The organism is Streptomyces sp. NPDC098789 (assembly GCF_044759975.1).
Classification (GTDB): Bacteria; Actinomycetota; Actinomycetes; order Streptomycetales; family Streptomycetaceae; genus Streptomyces.
In genome coordinates this window covers 1-21,346 of sequence record NZ_JBIWAJ010000024.1, presented here as the reverse complement: position 1 = coordinate 21,346, position 21,346 = coordinate 1, and the positions used below count along the sequence as shown (strand labels likewise).

Below are 21,346 nucleotides of genomic sequence, written 5' to 3'. Positions count from 1 at the left end.
GCGCTTGAGGCCCGGCCCCCGGCCAGCGACCCGCAGGGCTACGCTCGAGCCATGGCCGGCCGCTTCGATCCCCTCACCCGCACCGCGATCCGCGGCGGCCGCACCGACATCCCCCAGCCCCACCCCCAGCCCCACCCCCCGGAGGGACCCGCCCCCCGGGCACGGGAACGGGAGTGGACCCCCGACGGCCCCCTGGAGCTGGGTCTGACCCTCGGCCCGCTCCGCCACGGCCCCGGCGACCCCACCTTCCGCACCACCCCCGACGGCTCCGTCTGGCTCGGCACCCGCACCCCCACCGGCCCCGCCACCCTCCGGCTGACCCGCACCGCCGACCGCACGGTCACCGCCGCCGCCTGGGGCCCCGGTACGGAATGGGCCCTCGACGCCCTCCCCGCCCTGCTCGGCGCCGACGACGACCCGGCCGTCTTCGTCCCCCGCCACCGCCTCGTGCACGCGAGCCACCGCCGCCGCCCGGGCCTGCGGCTGACCCGGACCGGGCTGGTCCTGCAGTCCCTGATCCCCACGGTCCTGGAGCAGAAGGTCACCACCGACGAGGCCTACCGCGCCTGGCGCCGCCTGGTGCGCCAGTACGGCGAGCGGGCCCCGGGCCCGCACCCGGACCTGTACGTCATGCCCGACCCCCGTACCTGGACCCTGATCCCGTCCTGGGACTGGCACAAGGCGGGCGTGGACGCGAAGCGCTCGGCCACCATCGTCCGCGCCGCCCGCGTCGCGCCCCGCATGGAGGAGGCCGCGGCGATGGACCTGCCGGCCGCCGTCGCCCGACTGGAGGCCGTCCCCGGCATCGGCCCGTGGACCTCCGCCGAAACCCTCCAGCGCAGCAACGGCGCCGCCGACGCCGTCACCACCGGCGACCTGCACCTGCCGGGCACCATCGGCTACGCCCTCACCGGCGACCGCGACGCCGACGACGCCGCGATGCTGCACCTCCTGGCCCCGTACGCCGACCAAGGCGGCGGCCAGCGCCACCGCGCCGCCCGGCTGATCCTGCTCGCGGGCCGCACCCCGCCCCGCCGCACCCCGCGCATGCCCCGGGGCGACATCGGCCTGCTCTGAGCGCCACGGCCACGGCCACCCCTACCGGCAGGTCACCGCACCGCGATGAAGTCAGCCGCGTCCCGCTCCGCCCGCTCGCGCGGCGCCCCGGCCGCGTGGCCGACCGCCACCGCGCCCATCGGGTCCCAGTCGTCCGGGAGCCCCAGCACCTTGCGGACCACGTCACGGCAGAACATCGTCGAGGACACCCACGCCGAACCGAGCCGCTCCCCGGCCAGCGCGACCAGGAAGTTCTGCACGCCCGCGCCCATCGCGACCACGAACATCTCCCGCTCGGCCGCGTCCCGCCGCGCGTGCCCGTAGTCGTGCGCCCCGTCCGTCACCAGGCAGGGCACCACCAGATAGGGCGCCGCGCGCAGCACGTCCCCGCGCCGGACCCGCTTGGCGATCGACTCCGCCGACCTGCCGTCCCGGCGCAGGTCCGCGATCCACGCGTCCCGCATCGCGTCCAGCAGCTCCAGCCGCGCCGCGGCCGACTCCAGCAGAACGAAGCGCCACGGCGTCGTGTGGTGCGGCGCGGGCGCGGTGACGGCCGCTGCGACGGCCCGGCGCACGGCGCCCGGGTCGACCGGCTCGGCGGTGAACTCCCGTACCGTCCGACGCCCGTGCACGGCTTCCCGTACCGCCTCGGAGGTCCCCAGCCGGAACATGTCGTCGGCGGGGGAGCGGATCAGCTCGCGCGCCGAGCCGCCCTCGGCGACCAGGTGGCCGAGCCCGCGCACGACGGCCACCGGCAGCCCGGTCGCCTTGCCCTTGACCAGGTCACCGGCCGCGGCCAGTTCGTCGGCGGTGGCCACGACGGTCGCGCTGAGCGGGTTGCCGTGGGCGTCGGTGCCGCCGCGCAGGTCGTCCAGGACCCGGACCCCGGCGGCGCCGATCGCGACGTCCGTGAGCCCGGAGCGCCAGGGCCGCCCGAAGGTGTCGGTCACCAGGACGCCGACGTCCACCGACAGCGCCGCGCGCAGTCCGTCGCGGATCGCGCGCGCCGAGGCGTCCGGATCGAGCGGCAGCAACAGGACCGTGCCCGGTGCCGTGTTGGAGGCGTCGACCCCGGCGGCGGCCATGACCAGCCCCTGCCGGTTCTCGACGATGCGCAGCGCGCCGCGGCGGGCGACCACCCGTACCGTCTCGGCGTCTATGGCCTCCTCGCGCGAGTCCGCGGCGACGACGCGGCCCTCCGCCTTGGAGACGATCTTCGAGGTGACGAGCAGGACGTCCCCGTCGCGCAGATCGGGCGCGGCGCCCGCGATCAGCTCCGCCAGGTCGTCGCCGGGGCGGACCTCCGGCAGCCCGGCCACCGCCCGCACCTCGTACGAGGGGACGGCGGGCGGCGCGTACGAGGGGACGTCCGCGGTCATCGGGAGGCCTCCGCCAGGTCCAGCGCGGCCCGGGCCATCGCGGTGGTGGCGGCCAGGTCGGTCATCATCAGCGGTACCGCGCGGCAGGTGATCCCGGCGGCCTCGACCTCGGCGGTCGCGTCCGCGTCCGAGGTGTCGACGAGCCAGGCGTCCAGGAGCCCGGTGCCGTAGTGCAGGGCGACCGCGGCGGCCGAGGACTCGACGCCGACGGCGGCCAGCACCTTGTCCGCCATGCCGCGCACGGGCGCGCCCCCGACGATGGGGGAGAGCCCGACCACGGGCGCCCCGGCGGCTGCCACGGCCTCGCGGATCCCGGGCACGGCGAGGATGGTGCCGATCGAGACGACCGGGTTGGACGGCGGGAAGACGATCACGTCGGCGGCCGCGATGGCCTCCAGGACGCCGGGCGCGGGCTTGGCCTGCTCGGCCCCGACGGGTACGACGGCCTCCGCGTCCACCGCGGCGCGCAGCCGGACCCAGTACTCCTGGAAGTGGATGACCTTGCGCTCGCCGGTGGCCGCCTCGGTGATCGCGACGTGGGTCTCGACCCGGTCGTCGGACATCGGGAGCAGTCGCACCCCGGGCTGCCAGCGGTCGCACAGCGCTTCGGTGACGGCGCTCAGCGGGTAGCCCGCGCCGAGCATCTGGGTCCGCACGATGTGGGTCGCGAAGTCGCGGTCGCCGAGGCCGAACCAGTCGGGTCCGACCCCGTAGGCCGCGAGTTCCTCCTTGACCTTGAAGGACTCGTCGGTGCGGCCCCAGCCCTGGTCCTCGTTGATGCCACCGCCGAGGGTGTACATCACCGTGTCCAAGTCGGGGCACACCTTGAGCCCGAACAGGTGAATGTCGTCACCGGTGTTGCCGATGACCGTGATGTCCGCGTCGGGCTCGGCCGACTTGAGGCCCCGCAGGAAACGGGCGCCGCCGATGCCGCCGGCCAGTACAACAATGCGCATGTAGCGCAGTGTGTCAGGCGGATACCGGCGTCTGGCGGGCCGGGGAGCAGGAGTGAGCGGCGTTACTCCGGACCGTGTCGCGGGAGCCCTCGGGGGAGCCCTCGCGGGCGCCGCCGCGCACGTCGTCGTGCATCGGCATCTCGGTCAGGCCGGGGAAGTACACGTGCAGGCTGATCGCGCCGTCGAGGGCGTCGTTGACCACCTCGTGCGCGTAGCCGGGGGCGAAGACCCGCTGGCTGCCGGCGGCGAGGGTGCGCGGTCCGCGGTCGGTGTGCTCGGTGAGCTCGCCCTCCAGGACGGTGAGCACGCCGGAGGACGGGCCGTGGTCGTGGGTGCCGCTGCCCTGGCCGGGGACCCAGCTGAGCAGCCACACCTCGTAGCCGGGGCCGGTGCGCAGCCGGTGGTACCAGCGGGAGGCGGTGTCGTACTCGACGAGGTGCTCCCACTGGGAGCGGTCGCCGGCGATCGAGCGGGCGAGCCCGACGAATTCGGCGACGGTGCTCGGGTGCTCGCGCTGCGGCTGGAGGAGGTGCTGGACGGAGAGGATGTCGCCCGCGATCTGGAGGTCGCTCTCCATGCCGACCGGCCATGCGGCCTGCCGGCCCCGCTGCGCCCGCTGGGCGTCGGGGGAGTGCTGCGGGACGTGCTGCGGGGTGTGCGTCGTGTGCGTCGCGTTCATTGCGGAGGTACCTCGACGGATGTCAGTGGCGCGGTCGCGCGGGCGGTTGCTGGGGGTGCGAAGCCGGTGCTCGGGGGAGCCGGAGCTCCGTGGGCATCAACAGCTGCAACAGCAACAGCGAACCTGGGCAGCGCACAGGAACCCACGAATGGGGGTCCGGGTGGCGACTGCGGGCGCTGACATGGCAACAAGGAGACCGGTTCCGGGGGGCGACTGTCAACCCAATGTCCGGTTTGGTCCGAAACTTTCACCTCATCCGGTTAAGTTGCCTGGAGAAAGGTTTGTGCAACCCCCGGCCGGGGATGTGGCGGTGCAACCGCACCGGATTCACGCCAAGACGGGAACCCCGACCCCGTCACCTCGTGACCGGAATGTGATCTGCGCCGCTTCCGTGACCGGAATGCAACCTCGATCGGGAACGGCGCGTCGATCTTGGACGTGGGCGGCTTGACGCACCATCTGGTCACCATCCGTCCGTACGTGTTGCATGTGTCACGATTTTTGGCGATATGAACACTTTCTGCATACGCTTGGTTCCGCAGAGTGAATAAGGGGCCCAATAGCAGATCTCGGCTTGACTGCACAGCAGCCCCGCCTTGTAATTTCACTCGTGTCGTTCCGTAGCTATCGGTGACGACAACACCACGGGGACGCGAAAACAGAGCGAGGGGCGCACATGACCGAGCTGTTTCAGGAACTGCTGGTCGAGGAGGCGGACGAGGAGCTCGGCTGGCAGGAGCGCGCACTCTGCGCCCAGACCGACCCCGAATCCTTCTTTCCCGAGAAGGGCGGCTCCACCCGCGAGGCCAAGAAGGTCTGCCTCGCCTGTGAGGTCCGCTCCGAATGCCTTGAGTACGCCCTCGCCAACGACGAGCGATTCGGCATCTGGGGCGGACTGTCCGAGCGTGAACGCCGGCGGCTGAAAAAGGCCGCAGTCTGATTGCGCCGATACGTCCCGGCCCACCCGGTCCGGCCCGCCGCACCGGGGCGATACGCACACCACATCAAATGGGTAACAGAGCAAACGGTCCGCCTCCCGCACCTTCCCCGCAGGAGGCGGACCGTCGTGTTCCCAGCCGTTAGTGTGGGGCGCTGTCCAGCAGTCTCCGAGGGCACACCACCCCCGGACCCCCGGCCGGAGGGCCCGTACCGCGATGTCCCTGCACAGCCACTCGTCCTCCCACCAGGGCGCCGCCGTACCCGAGTTCCCCCGGCACGTCGTCACCGCGGTCGTCGTCGCCCACGACGGTGCCCGCTGGCTGCCCCGGACCCTCTCCGGACTGCTCGGCCAGGAACGGCCCGCGCAGAACCACGTCGCCGCCGACAACGGCAGCTCCGACGACTCCGCGCGGCTGCTCGCCGAGGCCTTCGGCGACGACCGGGTCCTGCACCTCGCCCGCCGCACCGGATTCGGCACCGCGGTCGACGAGGCCGCCCGCACCGCCGGCGTCCTCACCCCCGAGGAGCTGACCTACCTCAAGCGCCCCAGCGGTTGGGACCCCGTCAGCCGCACCTGGCAGGACGACCACTACGACCTCCCCGAACTGCCGTACGGCGAGCCCGTCCAGTGGCTCTGGCTGCTCCACGACGACTGCGCGCCCGCCCCCGACGCCCTCGCCGAACTCCTGCGCGTCGCCGAGGAGAACCCCGAGGCCGCCGTCATCGGCCCCAAGCTGCGCGGCTGGTACGACGCCAAGCAACTGCTCGAAGCCGGTGTCAGCATCGCCCGCAGCGGCCGCCGCTGGACCGGCCTGGACCGGCGCGAACAGGACCAGGGCCAACACGACCAGGTCCGCCCGGTGCTCTCCGTCTCCACCGCGGGCATGCTGGTGCGCCGCGACGTCTACGACGCGCTCGGCGGCTTCGACCGCCGACTGCCCCTGATGCGCGACGACGTGGACCTGTGCTGGCGCGTCCAGAACGCGGGCCACACCGTCCTGGTCGCCCCCGACGCCGTACTGCGCCACGCCGAGGCCTCCGCCCGCGAACGCCGCACCGTCGACTGCGCCGGGCGCTCCGCCGTCAGCCCCCACCGCGTCGACAAGGCCGGCGCCACCTACACGGTGCTCGTCAACTCCTCCGGCCGGGCCCTGCCCTACGTCCTGCTCCGCATCCTCCTCGGCACCGCCCTGCGCACCCTCGCCTACCTCGTCGGCAAGGCTCCCGGCCAGGCCGTCGACGAGGTGGCCGGCCTGCTCGGCACCCTGCTGCGCCCGGGCAGGATCCTCGGCGCCCGCAGACGCCGCGGCCGCCCCGCCGTCCCCGCCGGGGAACTGCGCCCGCTCTTCCCGCCGCCCGGCGCCACCCTGCGCGCCAACGTCGAACAACTCGCCGGATACTTCGGCGCCGACCGCGACTCCGAACCGGCCCGCGCCAGCCGGCACGGCGGCGCCGTCGAATCCGGACCCGGCGGCGACGACGCCGACTTCCTGGAGATCGAGCAGTTCGCGCGCCTCAAGCGGATCGCCCGCAAGCCCGCGCCCGTCCTCTTCGCCCTCCTGCTCCTCGCCTCCCTCGTCGCCTGCCGCGGCCTCCTCGGCGGCGGCTCCCTGATGGGCGGCGCCCTGCTCCCCGCCCCCGACGGCGCCCTCGCCCTCTGGCACGGCTACACCGACGACTGGCACCCCGTCGGCACCGGCTCCACCGCCGGCGCACCCCCCTACCTCGCCGTCCTCGGCGCGCTCGCCACGCTGTTGTTCGGCTCCACCCAGACCGCGCTGACCCTGCTCCTCGTCTGCTCGGTCCCGCTCGCCGGACTCACCGCCTACTTCGCCTCCCGGCCGCTGGTCGGTTCCCGGCTGCTGCGCGCCTGGGCCGCCGTCGCCTACGCCTTCCTCCCCGCCATCACCGGCGCGCTGGCCACCGGCCGCCTCGGCACCGCGGTCCTGGCCGTCCTGCTGCCCCTCATCGCCCGCAGCGCCGTCAGCGCCTGCGGGTTCGCGGACTCGCCGGCCGAGGGCGTCAAGGGCAGCTGGCGCGCGGTGTGGACGTACACCCTGCTCCTGACCGTGGCGAGCGCCTTCACCCCGGTGCTCTGGCCGCTCGCCGCCGTCCTCGGCCTCGCCGCGCTGGTCGTGCGCCGGGCCGAGTGGAAGACGTACGCCCCCCGGCTGGCCGCCGCCCTCACCGTCCCGCTCCTGGTCCTCGCCCCCTGGTCGCTGGGCCTGTTCACCCACCCCGCCGCCTTCCTGCGCGAGGCGGGCCTGGCGTACGGCGCCGGCGGGGCCTCCGCCCTCGACCTGCTCGGCACCAGCCCCGGCGGGCCGCGCGCCGGCGCCGGGCTGCTCCTGCTCGGCGTCGTCGTCGCCGCGCTGGCCGCCCTGCTGCGCGCCGAGCGCCGCTTCGCCGTCACCGCGGCCTGGGCCGTCGCGCTCACCGGGCTGCTCCTCGCCGTCCTGGTCAACCGCACCGCCTGGGCCGGTCCCGGCACCCTCGTCTACGGCCTGGCCCTGCTCGCCGCCGCCGCCGTCGGGGCCGACGGCGCCAAGGAACGCGTCGCCGCCCGCAGCTTCGGCTGGCGCCAGCCGCTCGCCGCGCTCGTCGCCCTCGCCGCCGCCGCGGGCCCGCTGGTGCTCGCCGCGGGGTGGATGCTCGGCGGGGCCGACGGCCCGTTGGAGCGCCGCGACCCCGTCCAGGTGCCCGCCTTCGTCGCCGAGGAGAGCGGCACCCGCGACCAGGCCCGCACCCTCGTCCTCGGCGGCGCCTCGCCCGCCCAGGTCGACTACACCCTGGTCCGCGGCTCCGGCGGCCGCCTCGGCGATGCCGAACTCGCCGCCTCCGCGGGCAGCGACGGCCGCCTCGACAAGGTCGTCTCCAGCCTGGTCGCGGGCTCCGGCGCCGACCAGAGCGCCCAGCTCGGCGGCTTCGCGATCCGCTACGTCCTGGTCCGCGACGGCGCCCCGCAGCAGATCCGCCGGGTCCTCGACGCCACCCCGGGCCTGAGTCGCCTCAGCCAGCTCGACGGCGACGCGCTGTGGCGGGTCGACCGCCAGGTCGCCCGCGTCGTGATCGTCCCGGGCAAGCCGGGCGAGGCCCCGATCCCGGTCGCCTCCGGCCCCGTCGAGGTGCACGCCAAGATCGGGGCCGGTGAGTCGGGTCGCGTCCTGCGGGTCGCCGACCGGGCCGCCCCCGGCTGGCGGGCCACCCTCGACGGCAAGCCGCTGAAGGCCAAGACGGTCGACGGCTGGGCCCAGGGCTTCGAACTCCCCGCCGCGGGCGGCCGCCTGAGCCTGGTCCACGCCGACTCCCTGGCCCGCACCGGCTGGCACTGGGCCCAGGGCGCGCTCGCCGTGCTGCTCCTCGTGATGGCCCTGCCGGGCCGCCGCCGCAGCCTGGACGACGACCTGCCGGACGAGGAGGGCGCCGTACCGGCCCAGCCGGGACCGGCCGAAGCCGGCGAGGGCCGCCGCGCCCGCCGCCTGCGCGCCGAGGCCGCGCCCGCCGCCGCCCCCGCCGCGCAGGAGGCCGCCGTGGCCGACCCGTACGCGCAGATCCCGACCCAGCAGGACCACCCGCACGGCGAGTACGCGGCGTACGCCCAGCAGGACCCCGCGTACGCCCAGCAGGACCCGACGTACGCCGACCAGGGCCACGCCCCCGGCTACGGCCAGCAGCCGGACCCCCAGTATGGCCACTACCAACAGCCCGCCCAGCAGTACGACCCGTCCGCGCGGCAGCAGTACCCACCGGAGCAGCCGAACGGCTACGCCCCCGCCCCCACCCACGACTACGACGCGTACGTCCAGTACGACGCCTACGGACGGCCCATCCAGCGCCCGGACGGGAGCCCCCAGCAGTGAAGCGCGCCCCCCTGACCCTCGCGGCCGTCACCGCCGCCCTCGCCGCCGTGACGGGCATCGCCGTCCTCACCGCGCCCGCGGCCCCGGCCGCCCCCGACGCCAAGGGCCACCAGCGGTCCGCCGCCCGGCTCCCCGTCGAACGCTCCACCCTGGTCTGCCCCGCGCCCAGCACCTCCGACATCGCCGACACCACCTACACGACGATCACCCCGGGCAAGCCCCAGCCGCAGGCCAAGGGCAGCGCCCGGCTCACCGGCGCCACCAAGGACGCCAAGCCGGTGCTGGAACCCAAGACCCCGGGCACCCCCGTCGGCGCCACCTCCACCGGCGCCGAGGCCCCCGCGCTCACCGGCACCGCCGACGGCGTCCTGGCCCCCGGTTGGACGGCCCAGCAGACCACCCAGGTCGCCGTGGGCCAGGCGCGCGGCCTGCTCGGGGTCGCCTGCACCGCGCCGGGCACCGAGTTCTGGTTCCCCGGCACGAGCACGGCCAAGGGCCGCCAGGACTACGTCCACCTCACGAACGCGGACGACACCCCCGCCGTGGTCGACGTCCAGCTCTTCGGCCCCGAAGGCGCCCTGAAGACCGAGGCCGGCAGCGGCGAGAACATCAAGATCGGCCCGAAGTCCAGCGTCTCGGTACTGCTCTCCACCATCGCGCCCACCGCCCAGATCGCCGACGTCACCACCCGCGTGACCACCCGTTCGGGTCGGGTCGGCGCCTCCGTCCAGGTCGCGGAGGAGGGCGTCGGCACGGACTGGCTGCCCGCCTCCACCGACCCGGCGGGCTCCCTCGTCCTGCCGGGGATCCCGGCCGACGCCACCTCCGTACGGCTGATCGCCTACGCGCCCGGCGAGGAGGACGCGGACCTCAAGCTGCGGCTCGCCGGACCCGGCGCCTCGATCACCCCGGCGGGCAACGAACAACTGCACGTCAAGGGCGGCATGTCGGCGAGCGTCGACCTCAAGGACGTCACCCGGGGCGAAGCCGGTTCACTCGTCCTGACGCCTTCGGACAGCCGCAAGGCCGTCCCGGTGGTGGCCGCGCTCCGCGTCGTCAGGGGCACCGGGGCCAAGCAGGAACTCGGCTTCATCGCGGCCTCCGGCCCGGTCGGCGCCCGCGCCACCGTCGCCGACAACCGCACCGACACGGGTGCGACCACCATGTCGCTGACCGTGCCGGCCGGCGCGGCGGACGCGAAGGTCCGCATCACCGCCTCCCCGGGCACCCAGGGCGGCGAAGCGGCCGCCAAGGAGTTCACCGTCAAGGCGGGCACCACCCTGCTCGTCCCGCAGCCGCCCGCGCCGACGGGCGGCAAGGGCTCCTACGCGCTGACCGTCGAAACCCTCTCGGGCGGCCCGGTCCACGCGTCCCGCACGCTGTCCCTGCCGCACGAGGGCGTCCCGATGTTCACGATCCAGACCTTCGTGGACGACCACGGCTCGGTCCAGGTCCCCAAGGCCGTCCAGGACCTCTCCATCCTGACCCGCTGACCCCCTCACGGCCCCTCCGGGGCGGCAGGCCTGTCCCCCCCTCACGGCCGCTCCGGGGCCGTGCAGGGGAGCGCCCGCCCGAGGTCGGGCCGGGGCCGTGCAGGGGAGCGTCCGCCCGAGGTCGGGCCGGGGACGGGCAGGAGTGTCCCCGCAAGGACGAGCGGTCCCCACCGCGCCCCTCCTCCGACCACCCCGCAGCCGCGAGCCGAGGAGACACTCGTGCCCGTCCCCGGCCCGACCGCCCCGGCCCGACCGCCCCGGCCCGACCGCCCCGGCCCGACCGCCCCGCCCCGACCGCCCCCGCCCAGCGGCCCCCCGCCCCGACCGCCCCCGCCCAGCGGCCCCCCGCCCCGACCGCCCCCCCAGCTACTCCTGCCCGTAACGCGGATCCACCGTCTCGGGCGTGAGCCCGAGCAGCTCCGCGACCTGCTCCACCACGATCTCGTGCACGAGCACCGCCCGCTCGTCCCGCGACTTCGTCCGGATCTCCACGGGCCGCCGGTAGACCACGATCCGCGCGGCCCGACCCCCGTCGGGCGCGACCGTCCCGCCCAGCGGGACCGCCTCGTCGTTCCAGCCGCCGTCCGGCCCACCGGGCGGCGCCGGCACCTCGCCCACCATGAACTCCACCTCGGCCAGCTGCGGCCAGCGCCGCTCCAACCGCTCGACCGAGTCCCGCACGAGATCCCCGAAGAGCTCCGCCCGACTGGCGGCCAACGGCACCTGCGGGGGAGCGAGCGGTCCGCGCATCCCCCGCCCGTGCCGGTCGCGCCTACGCGTGCGCGGTTCCTGGGGAGGTCCATCGGCAGGGGGAGTCAGAGGGGTGTCCATCACCCTCGCAGGGTAGCCCTCGACGCCACGCCGGGGGTGGCCCGCAACGACCCCCGGCCAGGGATCGGCTGACGACACGGCACCCGGCCGCGGGGGAGTCGTCGCGGCCCGGTCAAGAGTGCGGTACCGTCCAACGTCGTGAGCCTTGTACGTCGCTGTTCTCGCACCGCGTGCGGCCGCCCTGCCGTCGCGACACTGACGTACGTCTACGCCGATTCGACCGCAGTCCTCGGCCCGCTCGCCACCTACGCCGAACCCCACTGCTACGACCTGTGCGCCGAGCACTCGGAGCGCCTCACCGCGCCCCGCGGCTGGGACGTCGTACGGCTGGCGGACGCCGGCGCACCCTCCCGGCCCAGCGGCGACGACCTAGAAGCCCTGGCCAACGCCGTGCGCGAGGCAGCGCGCCCGCACGAGCGCATCGAACGCAACACCGGCTCCCAGGGCGGCAGCCCGCAGAGCGGCGGCCCCGGCGGAACGAATCCCTCCGCCACCCCCGGCCAGGCCAACGGGCCGACCCGGCGCGGCCACCTGCGGGTCCTGCGCTCCCCGGAGTCCTGAACCCGCCGGACACCCCCTGCCCTTCACCCGATCGTCGGAAGAGATGCCCGGCGGCCAGGGTAGGTTTGGTGCCCCGCACAGAACCCTCAGGAGGGCAGGCAGTGGCTGCTGATCTTTCGAACATCGTCAAGGCGTACGACGTCCGGGGCGTCGTCCCGGACGAGTGGGACGAGCGCTTGGCGGAGCTCTTCGGCGCGGCGTTCGTAGAGGTCACGAACGCCTCGGCGATCGTCATCGGCCACGACATGCGCCCCTCCTCGCCGGGCCTGTCGGGCGCCTTCGCCCGCGGCGCCGCGGCCCGCGGAGTCGACGTCACCCTGATCGGGCTCTGCTCGACGGACCAGCTCTACTACGCCTCCGGCCTGCTCGACCTGCCGGGCGCCATGTTCACCGCCTCGCACAACCCCGCCCAGTACAACGGCATCAAGCTGTGCCGCGCGGGCGCCGCCCCCGTGGGCCAGGACACCGGCCTCTCGCAGATCCGCGAACTGGTCGAGAAGTGGTCCGAGGAGGGCGTCCCCGAGACCGCCCCGGTCGCCGCGGGCACCATCACCGAGCGCGACACCCTCGCCGGGTACGCCGAGCACCTCAAGGGTCTGGTCGACCTCACCTCGATCCGCCCCCTGAAGGTCGTCGTCGACGCGGGCAACGGCATGGGCGGCCACACCGTCCCCACCGTCTTCGACGGGCTCCCGCTGGAGCTCGTACCGATGTACTTCGAGCTCGACGGCACCTTCCCGAACCACGAGGCCAACCCCCTCGACCCGAAGAACATCGTCGACCTCCAGGCCCGCGTCCTCGCCGAGGGCGCCGACCTCGGCCTCGCCTTCGACGGCGACGCCGACCGCTGCTTCGTCGTCGACGAGCGCGGCGAGGGCGTCTCCCCCTCCGCGATCACCGCCCTCGTCGCGGCCCGCGAGCTGGCCCGCAACGGCGGCACCGGCGTCGTGATCCACAACCTGATCACCTCCTGGTCCGTCCCCGAGGTCGTCCGCGAGCACGGCGGCACCCCCGTCCGCACCCGCGTCGGCCACTCCTTCATCAAGGAGGAGATGGCCAAGTCCGGCGCCATCTTCGGCGGCGAGCACTCGGCGCACTACTACTTCAAGGACTTCTGGAACGCGGACACCGGCATGCTCGCCGCGCTCCACGTCCTCGCGGCCCTCGGCGGCCAGGAAGGCCCGCTCTCCGAGCTGGTCGCCTCCTACGACCGCTACCAGGGCTCCGGCGAGATCAACTCCACCGTCGCCGACCAGGCCGGCCGGATGGCCGCCGTCAAGGCGGCGTACGCCGGCCAGGACGGCGTGGACACCGACGAGCTCGACGGCCTCACCGTGACCGGCGCCGACTGGTGGTTCAACCTGCGCCCCTCCAACACCGAGCCGCTGCTGCGCCTGAACGTGGAGGCCCGCGACACCGCGACCCTGCACAAGGTGCGCGACGAGGTGCTGGCGCTCGTGCGCGCCTGACCGCCGCCCCGCACCACCGCTCCACCCCGCACCACCCACCGCCGGGCCGCGCGAGTCGCGGCCCGGCGGTACGCTGACCTGGCTCAATCCGCAGCCCAATCCGCAGCCCAATCCGCAGCCCAATCCGCAGCCCAATCCGCATGTTCGAAGGGACGCCCCATGCCGCTCGAAGCCGGCCTTCTGGAGATCCTCGCCTGCCCCGCCTGCCACGCCCCGCTGCGTGACCAGTCGGCCGACGCAGACACGCCCGAGCTGATCTGCACCGGTCAGGACTGCGGCCTCGCGTACCCCGTGCGCGACGGCATCCCCGTCCTCCTCGTCGACGAGGCCCGCCGCCCGGCCTGATCCGGTGAACCGTCGCGTCCGGAGCGCGGTGATCGGCAATCCGCACCCCGCGCTCCCTCCGGGCGCTACGTTGGGCCCGAGACGCCCCTGACGACGACCGGAGGCCCGCCATGCTCGACGACTCGCTCCTCGACGCACCCGAGGAGCTGGCCCGCGCAGACCGCAGCGGCCTGCTCCGCGGCGCGGCCGACGCCGGAGCCCGGGTCCGCACCGCCGTGCGGCACGCGGCCGAGGCCGGCCTGGACGACCTGCGCCCCGACGGGCGCCCGCGCGCCGTCATGGTCGCGGGCTCCGGCACCGCCGCCACCGGCGTCGCGGACCTGATCGCCGCCCTCGCGGGCGCCGTGGCCCCGGTCACCCGACTGCACCCGGCCGGCGTGGCCCCCGCCGCCGGCGCCATGCGCTGGACCCTGCCCGGCTGGGCCGGACCGGTGGACCTGCTGCTCCTGACCACCACCGACGGCACCGAGTCCGGCCTCGAAGCCCTCGTCGAACAGTCCTACCGGCGCGGCTGCACCATCGTCGCGGTGGCCCCCGAGCGCTCCCCGCTCAGCGAGGCCGTCCTCGGCGCGCACGGGCTCTTCGTACCGATGGCCAAGGCGCCGTACCAGGAGTACGACGAGAGCGCCGCCGCCGGCCCCGGAGCCCTTTGGGCCCTGCTGACCCCGCTGCTCGTCCTCCTCGACAAGCTCGGCCTGGTCGCCGCCGCCCCCGCCACCCTCCAGCTGGTCGCCGACCGCCTCGACCGCACCGCCGAACGCTGCGGACCCGCGATCGCGACGTACGGCAACCCGGCCAAGACCCTCGCCTCCGAGCTCGCCGACTCCCTCGCCCTGATCTGGAGCGAGGGCGCCGCCGCCGGCCCGGCCGGCCGCCGCTTCGCCGCCACCCTCGCCGAACTGGCGGGGCGCCCCGCGCTGGCGGCCGAACTGCCCGAGGCGCTGCCCGCCCACGGGGTCCTGCTCGCCGGCACCCTCGCCGCGGGCGCCGACCCCGACGATTTCTTCCGTGACCGGGTCGAGGAGCCGCAGGCTCTGCACGCCCGGGTCGTCCTGCTGCGTGACCGGCCCACCGGCGGACTCTCCGCCGCGCCCGCCGCACGCGAACTCGCCCACAGCCACGACACGGCCATCAGCGAGATCGAACCGGAGGAGGGCGGCGATCTCGAACAGCTCGCCGAACTCCTCGCCGTCACGGACTTCGCCACCGCCTACCTCGCGCTGGCCACCAGGGGACGTACCTGAGGGCACGCACCTGTGCCCCGCCCTCCACCCAGGAAGACGAAGACCGATGGACCGCCTCACGAACACGATCCGCCCCTACGCCTGGGGCTCGGCCACCGCCATCCCGGCGCTGCTCGGCATCGAGCCCACCGGCGAGCCCCAGGCCGAGATGTGGATGGGCGCCCACCCCGGCGCCCCCTCCCGGCTCGACCGGGGCACGGGCGGGACGACCCTGTCCGAGGTCATCGACGCCGACCCCGAGGGCGAGCTGGGCACCGCCACCGTCGCCAGGTTCGGGCCGCGGCTGCCCTTCCTGCTCAAGCTCCTCGCGGCCGGCGCCCCGCTCTCCCTCCAGGTCCACCCCGACCTGGCCCAGGCGCGGGAGGGCTTCGCCGACGAGGAGCGCCGCGGCGTCCCGATCGACGCGGGCGAGCGCAACTACAAGGACGCCAACCACAAGCCCGAGATGCTCTGCGCCCTCACCCCCTTCGACGGGCTGTGCGGCTTCCGCCCGCCGCGCGAGGCCGCCGACCTGCTCGCGGGCCTGGAGGTGGACAGCCTCAAGCCGTACGTCGACCTGCTGCGCGCCCACCCGCAGGAGGCGGCGCTGCGCGAGGTGCTCACCGCCGTCCTGACCGCGGACCGCGCCGAGATGGCCCGTACCGTGACCGAGGCCGCGGCCGCCGCCGAGCGGCTGGGGGGCCCGTACGCGCCCTACGCGGCGCTCGTCCACCACTTCCCGGGCGACCCCGGGGTGATCGCGGCCATGCTGCTGAACCACTTCCGGCTCCAGCCCGGCGAAGCCGTGTTCCTCGGCGCCGGGGTCCCGCACGCCTACCTCGACGGGCTCGGCGTGGAACTCCTCGCCAACTCCGACAACGTGCTGCGCGCCGGACTCACCCCCAAGCACGTGGACGTGCCCGAGCTGCTGAAGATCGTCCGCTTCGAGTCCGGCGACCCGGGTGTGCTGCGCCCCGAGGACGACGGCGACGGCGAGGAGGTCTACGCGACCCCCATCGACGAATTCCGGCTCTCCCGCTTCGTCCTCGCCCCCGGCGGCGCCGCGCGCACCCTCCCGGACGCCGCCCCGCAGATCCTGCTCTGCACCGCGGGCGCCCCGAGCGTCGGCGAACTGACCCTGGCCCCGGGCGAATCGGTGTTCGTCCCGGCGGGCGAAAAGCCCGTCCTGTCCGGTACCGGTACGGTTTTCCGCGCCACGGTGGTGCTCTGACGTACCGTCCGTGGCCACGGCTGCTGCAACAATGTGCGGCCGTAGCACGGCGCCCCGGCCAGGGCCGCCGTACCGATGAAGGGAAGTCACCACACCATGAGCGCGTCGGGCGGTACCAAGGCGATCGTGGCGGCACTCGCCGCCAACCTCGCCATCGCTGTAGCCAAGTTCGTGGCGTTCCTCTTCAGCGGCTCGTCCTCGATGCTCGCGGAAAGCGTCCACTCGCTCGCCGACTCCGGGAACCAGGGCCTGCTGCTCCTCGGCGGGAAGAAGGCCCAGCGCGAGGCGACCCCGCAACACCCCTTCGGCTACGGCCGCGAGCGCTACATCTACGCGTTCCTCGTCTCCATCGTGCTCTTCACCGTCGGTGGCATGTTCGCCATCTACGAGGGCGTCGAGAAGATCAAGGAACCGCACGCCATCGAGCACTGGTACTGGCCGGTCGGCGTCCTGATCTTCGCGATCGTCGCCGAGTCCTTCTCCTTCCGCACCGCGATCAAGGAGTCGAACGAGATCCGCGGCTCGCTGTCGTGGGGCCAGTTCATCAAGCGGGCCAAGGCCCCCGAGCTGCCCGTCGTCCTCCTGGAGGACTTCGGCGCGCTGATCGGCCTCGTCCTCGCCCTCGGCGGCGTCGGCATCGCCCTGGCCACCGGCGACGGCGTCTGGGACGGCATCGGCACCCTGTGCATCGGCGTCCTGCTCATCGCCATCGCGATCATCCTGGCGGCGGAGACCAAGTCCCTGCTGCTGGGCGAGGCCGCGGGCGCCGACGAGGTCGAGAAGATCCGGGCCGCGGTCGTCGACGGGGACACCGTCACCGGCGTCATCCACATGCGCACCCTGCACCTCGGCCCGGAGGAACTGCTGGTCGCGGCCAAGATCGCGGTGCAGCACGACGACACCGCCACCGAGGTCGCCAATGCCATCAACGCGGCCGAGGCGCGCATCCGCGCGGCCGTCCCGATCGCCCGCGTGATCTACCTGGAGCCCGACATCTACAACGCGGAGGCGGCGGCCAAGGGCGTCAACCCGGCCGCCGCCCCCGGCGGCCCCGACGGCCACTGACGGCCCCCGGCCCCGTACGCGCGAAGGCCCCCCGCACCACTGGGTGCGGGGGGCCTTCGCGCGTTCAGAGCGCCGCGGGAGACGGGAGCCCCGACGTCCGCCGGGCCGCCCGCCGACGCGCCACCAGAGACGCGATGCCGAGCCCGCCACCGGTCAGCAGGACCGGCACGCCCAGCAGGGCCACCGCCCCGGCCGCCAGCAGCCCCGTCGGGGCCCCGACCGCGACCCCCCACGCGGCCGACATCGGCACGCTCCCGCCGTCGTCCGCGATCCGCATGTGCGAATCGGCCGAGTCGATGCGGTTGTCGCCCATGACGAACATCCGGCCCTCGGGCACGGTCACGTCGAAGGGGACCACCGCCGGCACGGCCGGGTCCTTCAGGTACGGCTCGACCAGCGGCTTCCCGTTCAAGGTCAGCGCGGCATCGCCCTTGGCCCAGGAGATCCGGTCCCCACCGACCGCCACCACGCGCGTGAGGAGGTCCCCGTCGACGCCCCACGACGCCGGGGGCGCGAGCAGCGCGACCTCCCCGCGCGCCACGTCGCGCGCGGCCAGCCGTTCGAGCCACACCTCGCTGCCGGGCGGATGGGTCGGGTCCATCGAGGCGCCGGGCACGGAGCGCAGGTCGTACTCCTTCTTCGACAACAGTCCGCTGCCCCACCCGACCCCGACGACCAGCAGCGCGCCCAGCCCGAGCAGCGCCACCGCCCAGATCCCGCGTCTGCGTCCCGGCCCGCGCCGTTCCCGATCCTGTTCCATCTGCCGTGCCCCTCCGACGTACCTGTGTGCGCGGGGAAGCGTACGCAGCGCACGCGGGCCCCGTACCACCGAGGTGGCGGTACGGGGCCCGGGGGACGCGAGGAGGGGGCGGGGGCTACCGGATCTCGCGCAGCACGTCGAGGATGGCCGCCTCGTCCGGCGCCGACTGGAGCCGGGCCCGGAAGTCGGAGTCCATGAGCTTGCGCGAGAGCAGCGCGAGGATCCGCAGGTGCTCGTCGCCGGCGGCGGCTTCCGGTACGGAGATCATGAAGACCAGCTGGGCCTTCGTACCGTCCAGGGCGCCCCACTCGATGCCCTCGGTGGACCGGGCGAAGCCGACGGTGGGGCGGCTGACCGCGTCCGTCTTGGCGTGCGGGATGGCGATCGACTCGCCGAGCCCCGTGGTGCCCTGCGCCTCGCGGGCCAGGGCGACCCGGACCAGTTCCTCGGTGTCCCGGACGTTGCCGGTGGTGGCCAGCATCGCCGCCATCTCGCGGATCGCGGCCTCCTTGCCGTCCGCGGCCAGCTCGGTCTTCACCGTCTGCTCGGTCAGGTAGCCGGAGAGCACCTCCGCCTTCCCGTCCGCCGTGGCGGGCGCGAGGCCCGCCGTGCCCGCGGGGGCCGTCCGTACGGCCGTACCGGCGCCGGCGCCGGTACCCGCTCCGACCCCCGCGAGGGCCGGCTCGGGGGCGAGCGCGCCGCTCCCGGAGACGGCCGCGCCGCCGTTCTGCTTGCGCGCCTTCAGCTCGATCAGCGCGTTCGTGGTGAGCGCGGTGACCACCGTGCCGGCCGCGATGGCGATGAGGAACCAGACCCAGCCGCTGATCGCGCCGAGGGCGGCGACGACGGGGCCGCCGTGGGGGACGTGGTCGCCGACGCCGGCGACGCCCGCGATGGCACCGGCGACGGCGCCGCCGAGCATGTTCGCGGGGATGACGATGGCGGGGCGGGCCGCGGCGAAGGGAATGGCGCCTTCCGAGATGCCGAACATGCCCATGAAGAGGGCCGCCATGCCGGTGTCCCGCTCCTGGTCGGAGTACAGCTTGCGGCGCAGCACCGTGGCCAGGCCCTGGCCGAGCGGCATGACCGGAATGGCCGCGGCGCACATGCCCATGACCGCGTAGTTGCCGGAGGCGATGAGGCCCGTACCGAAGAGGAAGGCCGTCTTGTTGACCGGACCGCCCATGTCGAAGGCGATCATCAGGCCGAGCAGCGCGCCGAGCAGGATCGCGCTGGTGCCGGTCATCCCGGACAGCCAGCTGGTCAGGTTCTCGAAGATCCACGAGATCGGCTTGCCGATGACGTAGATGAAGAAGAGGCCCAGCGCCGTCGTGGCGATGATCGGGATCACGATGATCGGCATGATCGGCTGGACGACCTTGGGAACCTTGACCTTCTTGATCCACAGGACCAGGAAGCCGGCCAGGAAGCCCGTGACGATGGCGCCGATGAAGCCCGCGCCCGCCTTGGAGTCGTAGAGCGAGCCGGTGTTCGCGATGAAGCCGCCGATCATGCCCGGCACCAGCGCGGGCCGGTCGCCGATGGCGTAGGCGATGTAGCCGGACAGGATCGGGATCATCAGGGTGAAGCCCAGGACACCGATCTGGAAGATGTGGTCCCAGAAGGTGCCCGGAGTGACCACGTAGCCCGTCTCGGTGGCGTGGCCGCCGAGCGCCAGCGCGATCGCGATCAGCAGACCGCCGACCACCACGAACGGGATCATGTACGAGACGCCGTTCATCAGCGCCTTGTACGCGAGGCTGCGCTCCTTGCCGCCGCCGCCGGAACCGGCCGCGGCCGCCGTGCCCTCCTGCACCGGCGCGGTCCGCACGCGCGCGATGAGTTCCTCGGGCCTGTGGATGCCGTCCGCGACGCCGACGGACAGGACCCGCTTGCCTATGAAGCGCTCGCGGTCGACCTCCTTGTCGGCGGCGATGATGATGCCGTCCGCCTGCCTGACATCGTTGTCAGTGAGGACGTTCTCGGCTCCGATCGAGCCCTGCGTCTCCACCTTCATGTCGATGCCGAGGCGCTCGGCCGCCTGCTGGAGCTTTTCCGCGGCCATGTAGGTGTGCGCGATTCCCGTGGGGCACGCGGTCACGGCGAGCAGCTTGACGCGCTCCTGCCCGCTCGCGCCCCCACTGCCCGAAGGGCCTGCCGGACTGGTCACTGCTGTCTCCTCACGCCGTGGACCGCGCGGATGTTCCGATCCACCGGCATCGTCTCCCACATAAGGGGTGGATCAAAAGTCCAAAAGACCCTAAAAAGTTCCGTCGGACGGCCCGAAGCCGGGACCTGGCCGGTTCCGCGACCCACCGGACGGCCCGGAAGCCCGGCGTGGACGGTTCCGCGACTAGCTGGGGCGCACTGCGCCGATCGGTGTAGATTCTTCAGCAGTGTCAGGCGTCGCCGCTGATGGCGGTCGGGCGGTCCTCGCGACCGGCCGTGGGGAGAGAGGGCCTCCGACGGACTGTGCTCGGTGCACCGGTCCCGCTGGTGCACGGCTCAGCCGTACCCACCTCTCGACCACGAGGAGCACACGCATGACTGCCGACTTGACCGACTTCAAGGTCGCTGATCTTTCCCTCGCCGCCTTCGGCCGCAAGGAGATCACCCTGGCCGAGCACGAGATGCCCGGCCTGATGTCGATCCGCAAGGAGTACGCCCCCTCGCAGCCGCTCGCGGGTGCCCGCGTCACCGGCTCCCTGCACATGACGGTCCAGACCGCGGTGCTGATCGAGACCCTCGTCGCGCTCGGCGCCGACGTCCGCTGGGCCTCCTGCAACATCTACTCCACGCAGGACCACGCGGCCGCCGCCATCGCGGTCGGCCCGACCGGTACCCCCGAGGCCCCGGCCGGCGTCCCCGTCTTCGCCTGGAAGGGCGAGACCCTGGAGGAGTACTGGTGGTGCACGGAGCAGGCGCTGACCTGGCCGAACACCCCCACCGGCGGCCCGAACATGATCCTCGACGACGGTGGTGACGCCACCCTCCTCGTCCACAAGGGCGTCGAGTTCGAGAAGGCCGGCGCGGCCCCGGACCCGTCGACGGCGGACTCCGAGGAGTACTCCTACATCCTCACGCTGCTCAACCGCACCCTCGGCGAGTCCCCGCAGAAGTGGACGCAGCTCGCGTCCGAGATCCGCGGCGTCACCGAGGAGACCACCACCGGTGTCCACCGCCTGTACGAAATGATGGCGGAGGGCGACCTGCTCTTCCCGGCGATCAACGTGAACGACGCCGTCACCAAGTCGAAGTTCGACAACAAGTACGGCTGCCGCCACTCGCTGATCGACGGCATCAACCGCGCCACGGACGTCCTCATCGGTGGCAAGACGGCGGTCGTCTTCGGTTACGGCGACGTCGGCAAGGGCTGCGCCGAGTCGCTGCGCGGTCAGGGTGCGCGTGTGATCGTGACGGAGATCGACCCGATCTGTGCGCTGCAGGCGGCGATGGACGGGTACCAGGTCGCGACGCTGGACGACGTGGTGGAGACGGC

The 21,346-nt window shown here is 73.9% G+C and carries 17 protein-coding genes; 11 read left to right on the top strand and 6 right to left on the bottom strand.

Annotated elements, in window-relative coordinates; translation table 11 throughout:
- Positions 1-51 precede the first annotated feature (51 nt).
- Complete coding sequence (locus tag ACIQWR_RS34970) at positions 52-1,077, top strand: DNA-3-methyladenine glycosylase family protein (RefSeq protein WP_404018154.1); 1,026 nt, start codon at positions 52-54, stop codon at positions 1,075-1,077.
- 32 nt (positions 1,078-1,109) lie between these two features.
- Here ACIQWR_RS34970 and ACIQWR_RS34965 read toward each other — a convergent pair whose 3' ends face one another.
- From ACIQWR_RS34965 to ACIQWR_RS34955, 3 genes are read right to left on the bottom strand one after another with little or no spacing between them, the layout of a single operon-like run.
- Positions 1,110-2,435: a coenzyme F420-0:L-glutamate ligase gene (locus ACIQWR_RS34965; RefSeq protein ID WP_404018151.1), complete on the bottom strand. Its 1,326-nt coding sequence runs from the start codon at positions 2,433-2,435 to the stop codon at positions 1,110-1,112.
- A complete protein-coding gene (gene cofD, locus ACIQWR_RS34960) occupies positions 2,432-3,391 on the bottom strand; it encodes a 2-phospho-L-lactate transferase (RefSeq protein WP_404018149.1) in 960 nt (319 codons plus the stop codon). Before cofD ends, ACIQWR_RS34965 begins: the two co-directional genes overlap by 4 nt.
- 13 nt (positions 3,392-3,404) lie before the next feature.
- Positions 3,405-3,968: a cysteine dioxygenase gene (locus ACIQWR_RS34955; protein WP_404018385.1), complete on the bottom strand. Its 564-nt coding sequence runs from the start codon at positions 3,966-3,968 to the stop codon at positions 3,405-3,407.
- Positions 3,969-4,746: 778 nt separating this feature from the next.
- Here ACIQWR_RS34955 and ACIQWR_RS34950 point away from each other — a divergent pair.
- From ACIQWR_RS34950 to ACIQWR_RS34940, 3 genes are all read left to right on the top strand, one after another.
- Complete coding sequence (locus tag ACIQWR_RS34950) at positions 4,747-5,010, top strand: WhiB family transcriptional regulator (RefSeq protein WP_003983763.1); 264 nt, start codon at positions 4,747-4,749, stop codon at positions 5,008-5,010.
- A gap of 214 nt (positions 5,011-5,224) precedes the next feature.
- Positions 5,225-8,869 carry a glycosyltransferase gene (locus tag ACIQWR_RS34945; RefSeq protein ID WP_404018147.1) on the top strand — a complete coding sequence of 1,215 codons (3,645 nt, stop codon included), beginning with the start codon at positions 5,225-5,227 and terminating at the stop codon, positions 8,867-8,869.
- On the top strand, positions 8,866-10,362 hold the full coding sequence (locus ACIQWR_RS34940; protein ID WP_404018145.1) for a DUF5719 family protein: 1,497 nt from the start codon (positions 8,866-8,868) through the stop codon (positions 10,360-10,362). The genes ACIQWR_RS34945 and ACIQWR_RS34940 overlap by 4 nt, the downstream gene beginning before the upstream one ends.
- A gap of 366 nt (positions 10,363-10,728) precedes the next feature.
- Here the strand turns inward: ACIQWR_RS34940 and ACIQWR_RS34935 are convergent, their stop codons facing one another.
- Positions 10,729-11,193: a metallopeptidase family protein gene (locus tag ACIQWR_RS34935; protein WP_354382901.1), complete on the bottom strand. Its 465-nt coding sequence runs from the start codon at positions 11,191-11,193 to the stop codon at positions 10,729-10,731.
- Between the two features lie 138 nt (positions 11,194-11,331).
- Here ACIQWR_RS34935 and ACIQWR_RS34930 point away from each other — a divergent pair, with 138 nt between their 5' ends.
- The 6 genes from ACIQWR_RS34930 (at position 11,332) to ACIQWR_RS34905 (ending at position 17,087) form a co-directional block, all read left to right on the top strand.
- Positions 11,332-11,754 (top strand): DUF3499 domain-containing protein, encoded by a 423-nt coding sequence (locus ACIQWR_RS34930; protein ID WP_404018142.1) that lies wholly within the window; start codon positions 11,332-11,334, stop codon positions 11,752-11,754.
- A gap of 101 nt (positions 11,755-11,855) precedes the next feature.
- The gene (locus ACIQWR_RS34925; protein ID WP_404018139.1) at positions 11,856-13,223 is read left to right on the top strand and encodes a phosphomannomutase/phosphoglucomutase; all 1,368 of its coding nucleotides are present in this window, start codon (positions 11,856-11,858) and stop codon (positions 13,221-13,223) included.
- Between the two features lie 159 nt (positions 13,224-13,382).
- Entirely contained in the window at positions 13,383-13,568 is a 186-nt protein-coding gene (locus ACIQWR_RS34920; protein ID WP_399267812.1) for a Trm112 family protein, read from the top strand.
- Positions 13,569-13,678: 110 nt separating this feature from the next.
- On the top strand, positions 13,679-14,812 hold the full coding sequence (locus tag ACIQWR_RS34915; protein ID WP_404018136.1) for an SIS domain-containing protein: 1,134 nt from the start codon (positions 13,679-13,681) through the stop codon (positions 14,810-14,812).
- A 46-nt stretch (positions 14,813-14,858) separates the two neighbouring features.
- Complete coding sequence (gene manA / locus ACIQWR_RS34910; protein ID WP_404018133.1) at positions 14,859-16,022, top strand: mannose-6-phosphate isomerase, class I; 1,164 nt, start codon at positions 14,859-14,861, stop codon at positions 16,020-16,022.
- A gap of 96 nt (positions 16,023-16,118) precedes the next feature.
- A complete protein-coding gene (locus tag ACIQWR_RS34905) occupies positions 16,119-17,087 on the top strand; it encodes a cation diffusion facilitator family transporter (protein ID WP_404018130.1) in 969 nt (322 codons plus the stop codon).
- A 64-nt stretch (positions 17,088-17,151) separates the two neighbouring features.
- On the opposite strand, the gene lepB is transcribed toward ACIQWR_RS34905, so the two are convergent.
- Together lepB and ACIQWR_RS34895 are read right to left on the bottom strand one after the other, a co-directional pair.
- Complete coding sequence (lepB, locus tag ACIQWR_RS34900) at positions 17,152-17,847, bottom strand: signal peptidase I (RefSeq protein WP_404018127.1); 696 nt, start codon at positions 17,845-17,847, stop codon at positions 17,152-17,154.
- A gap of 115 nt (positions 17,848-17,962) precedes the next feature.
- Entirely contained in the window at positions 17,963-20,017 is a 2,055-nt protein-coding gene (locus ACIQWR_RS34895; RefSeq protein ID WP_404018124.1) for a fructose-specific PTS transporter subunit EIIC, read from the bottom strand.
- 373 nt (positions 20,018-20,390) lie between these two features.
- Here ACIQWR_RS34895 and ACIQWR_RS34890 point away from each other — a divergent pair.
- On the top strand, positions 20,391-21,346 hold a 956-nt coding region (locus tag ACIQWR_RS34890), incomplete at its 3' end, for an adenosylhomocysteinase (RefSeq protein WP_404018121.1).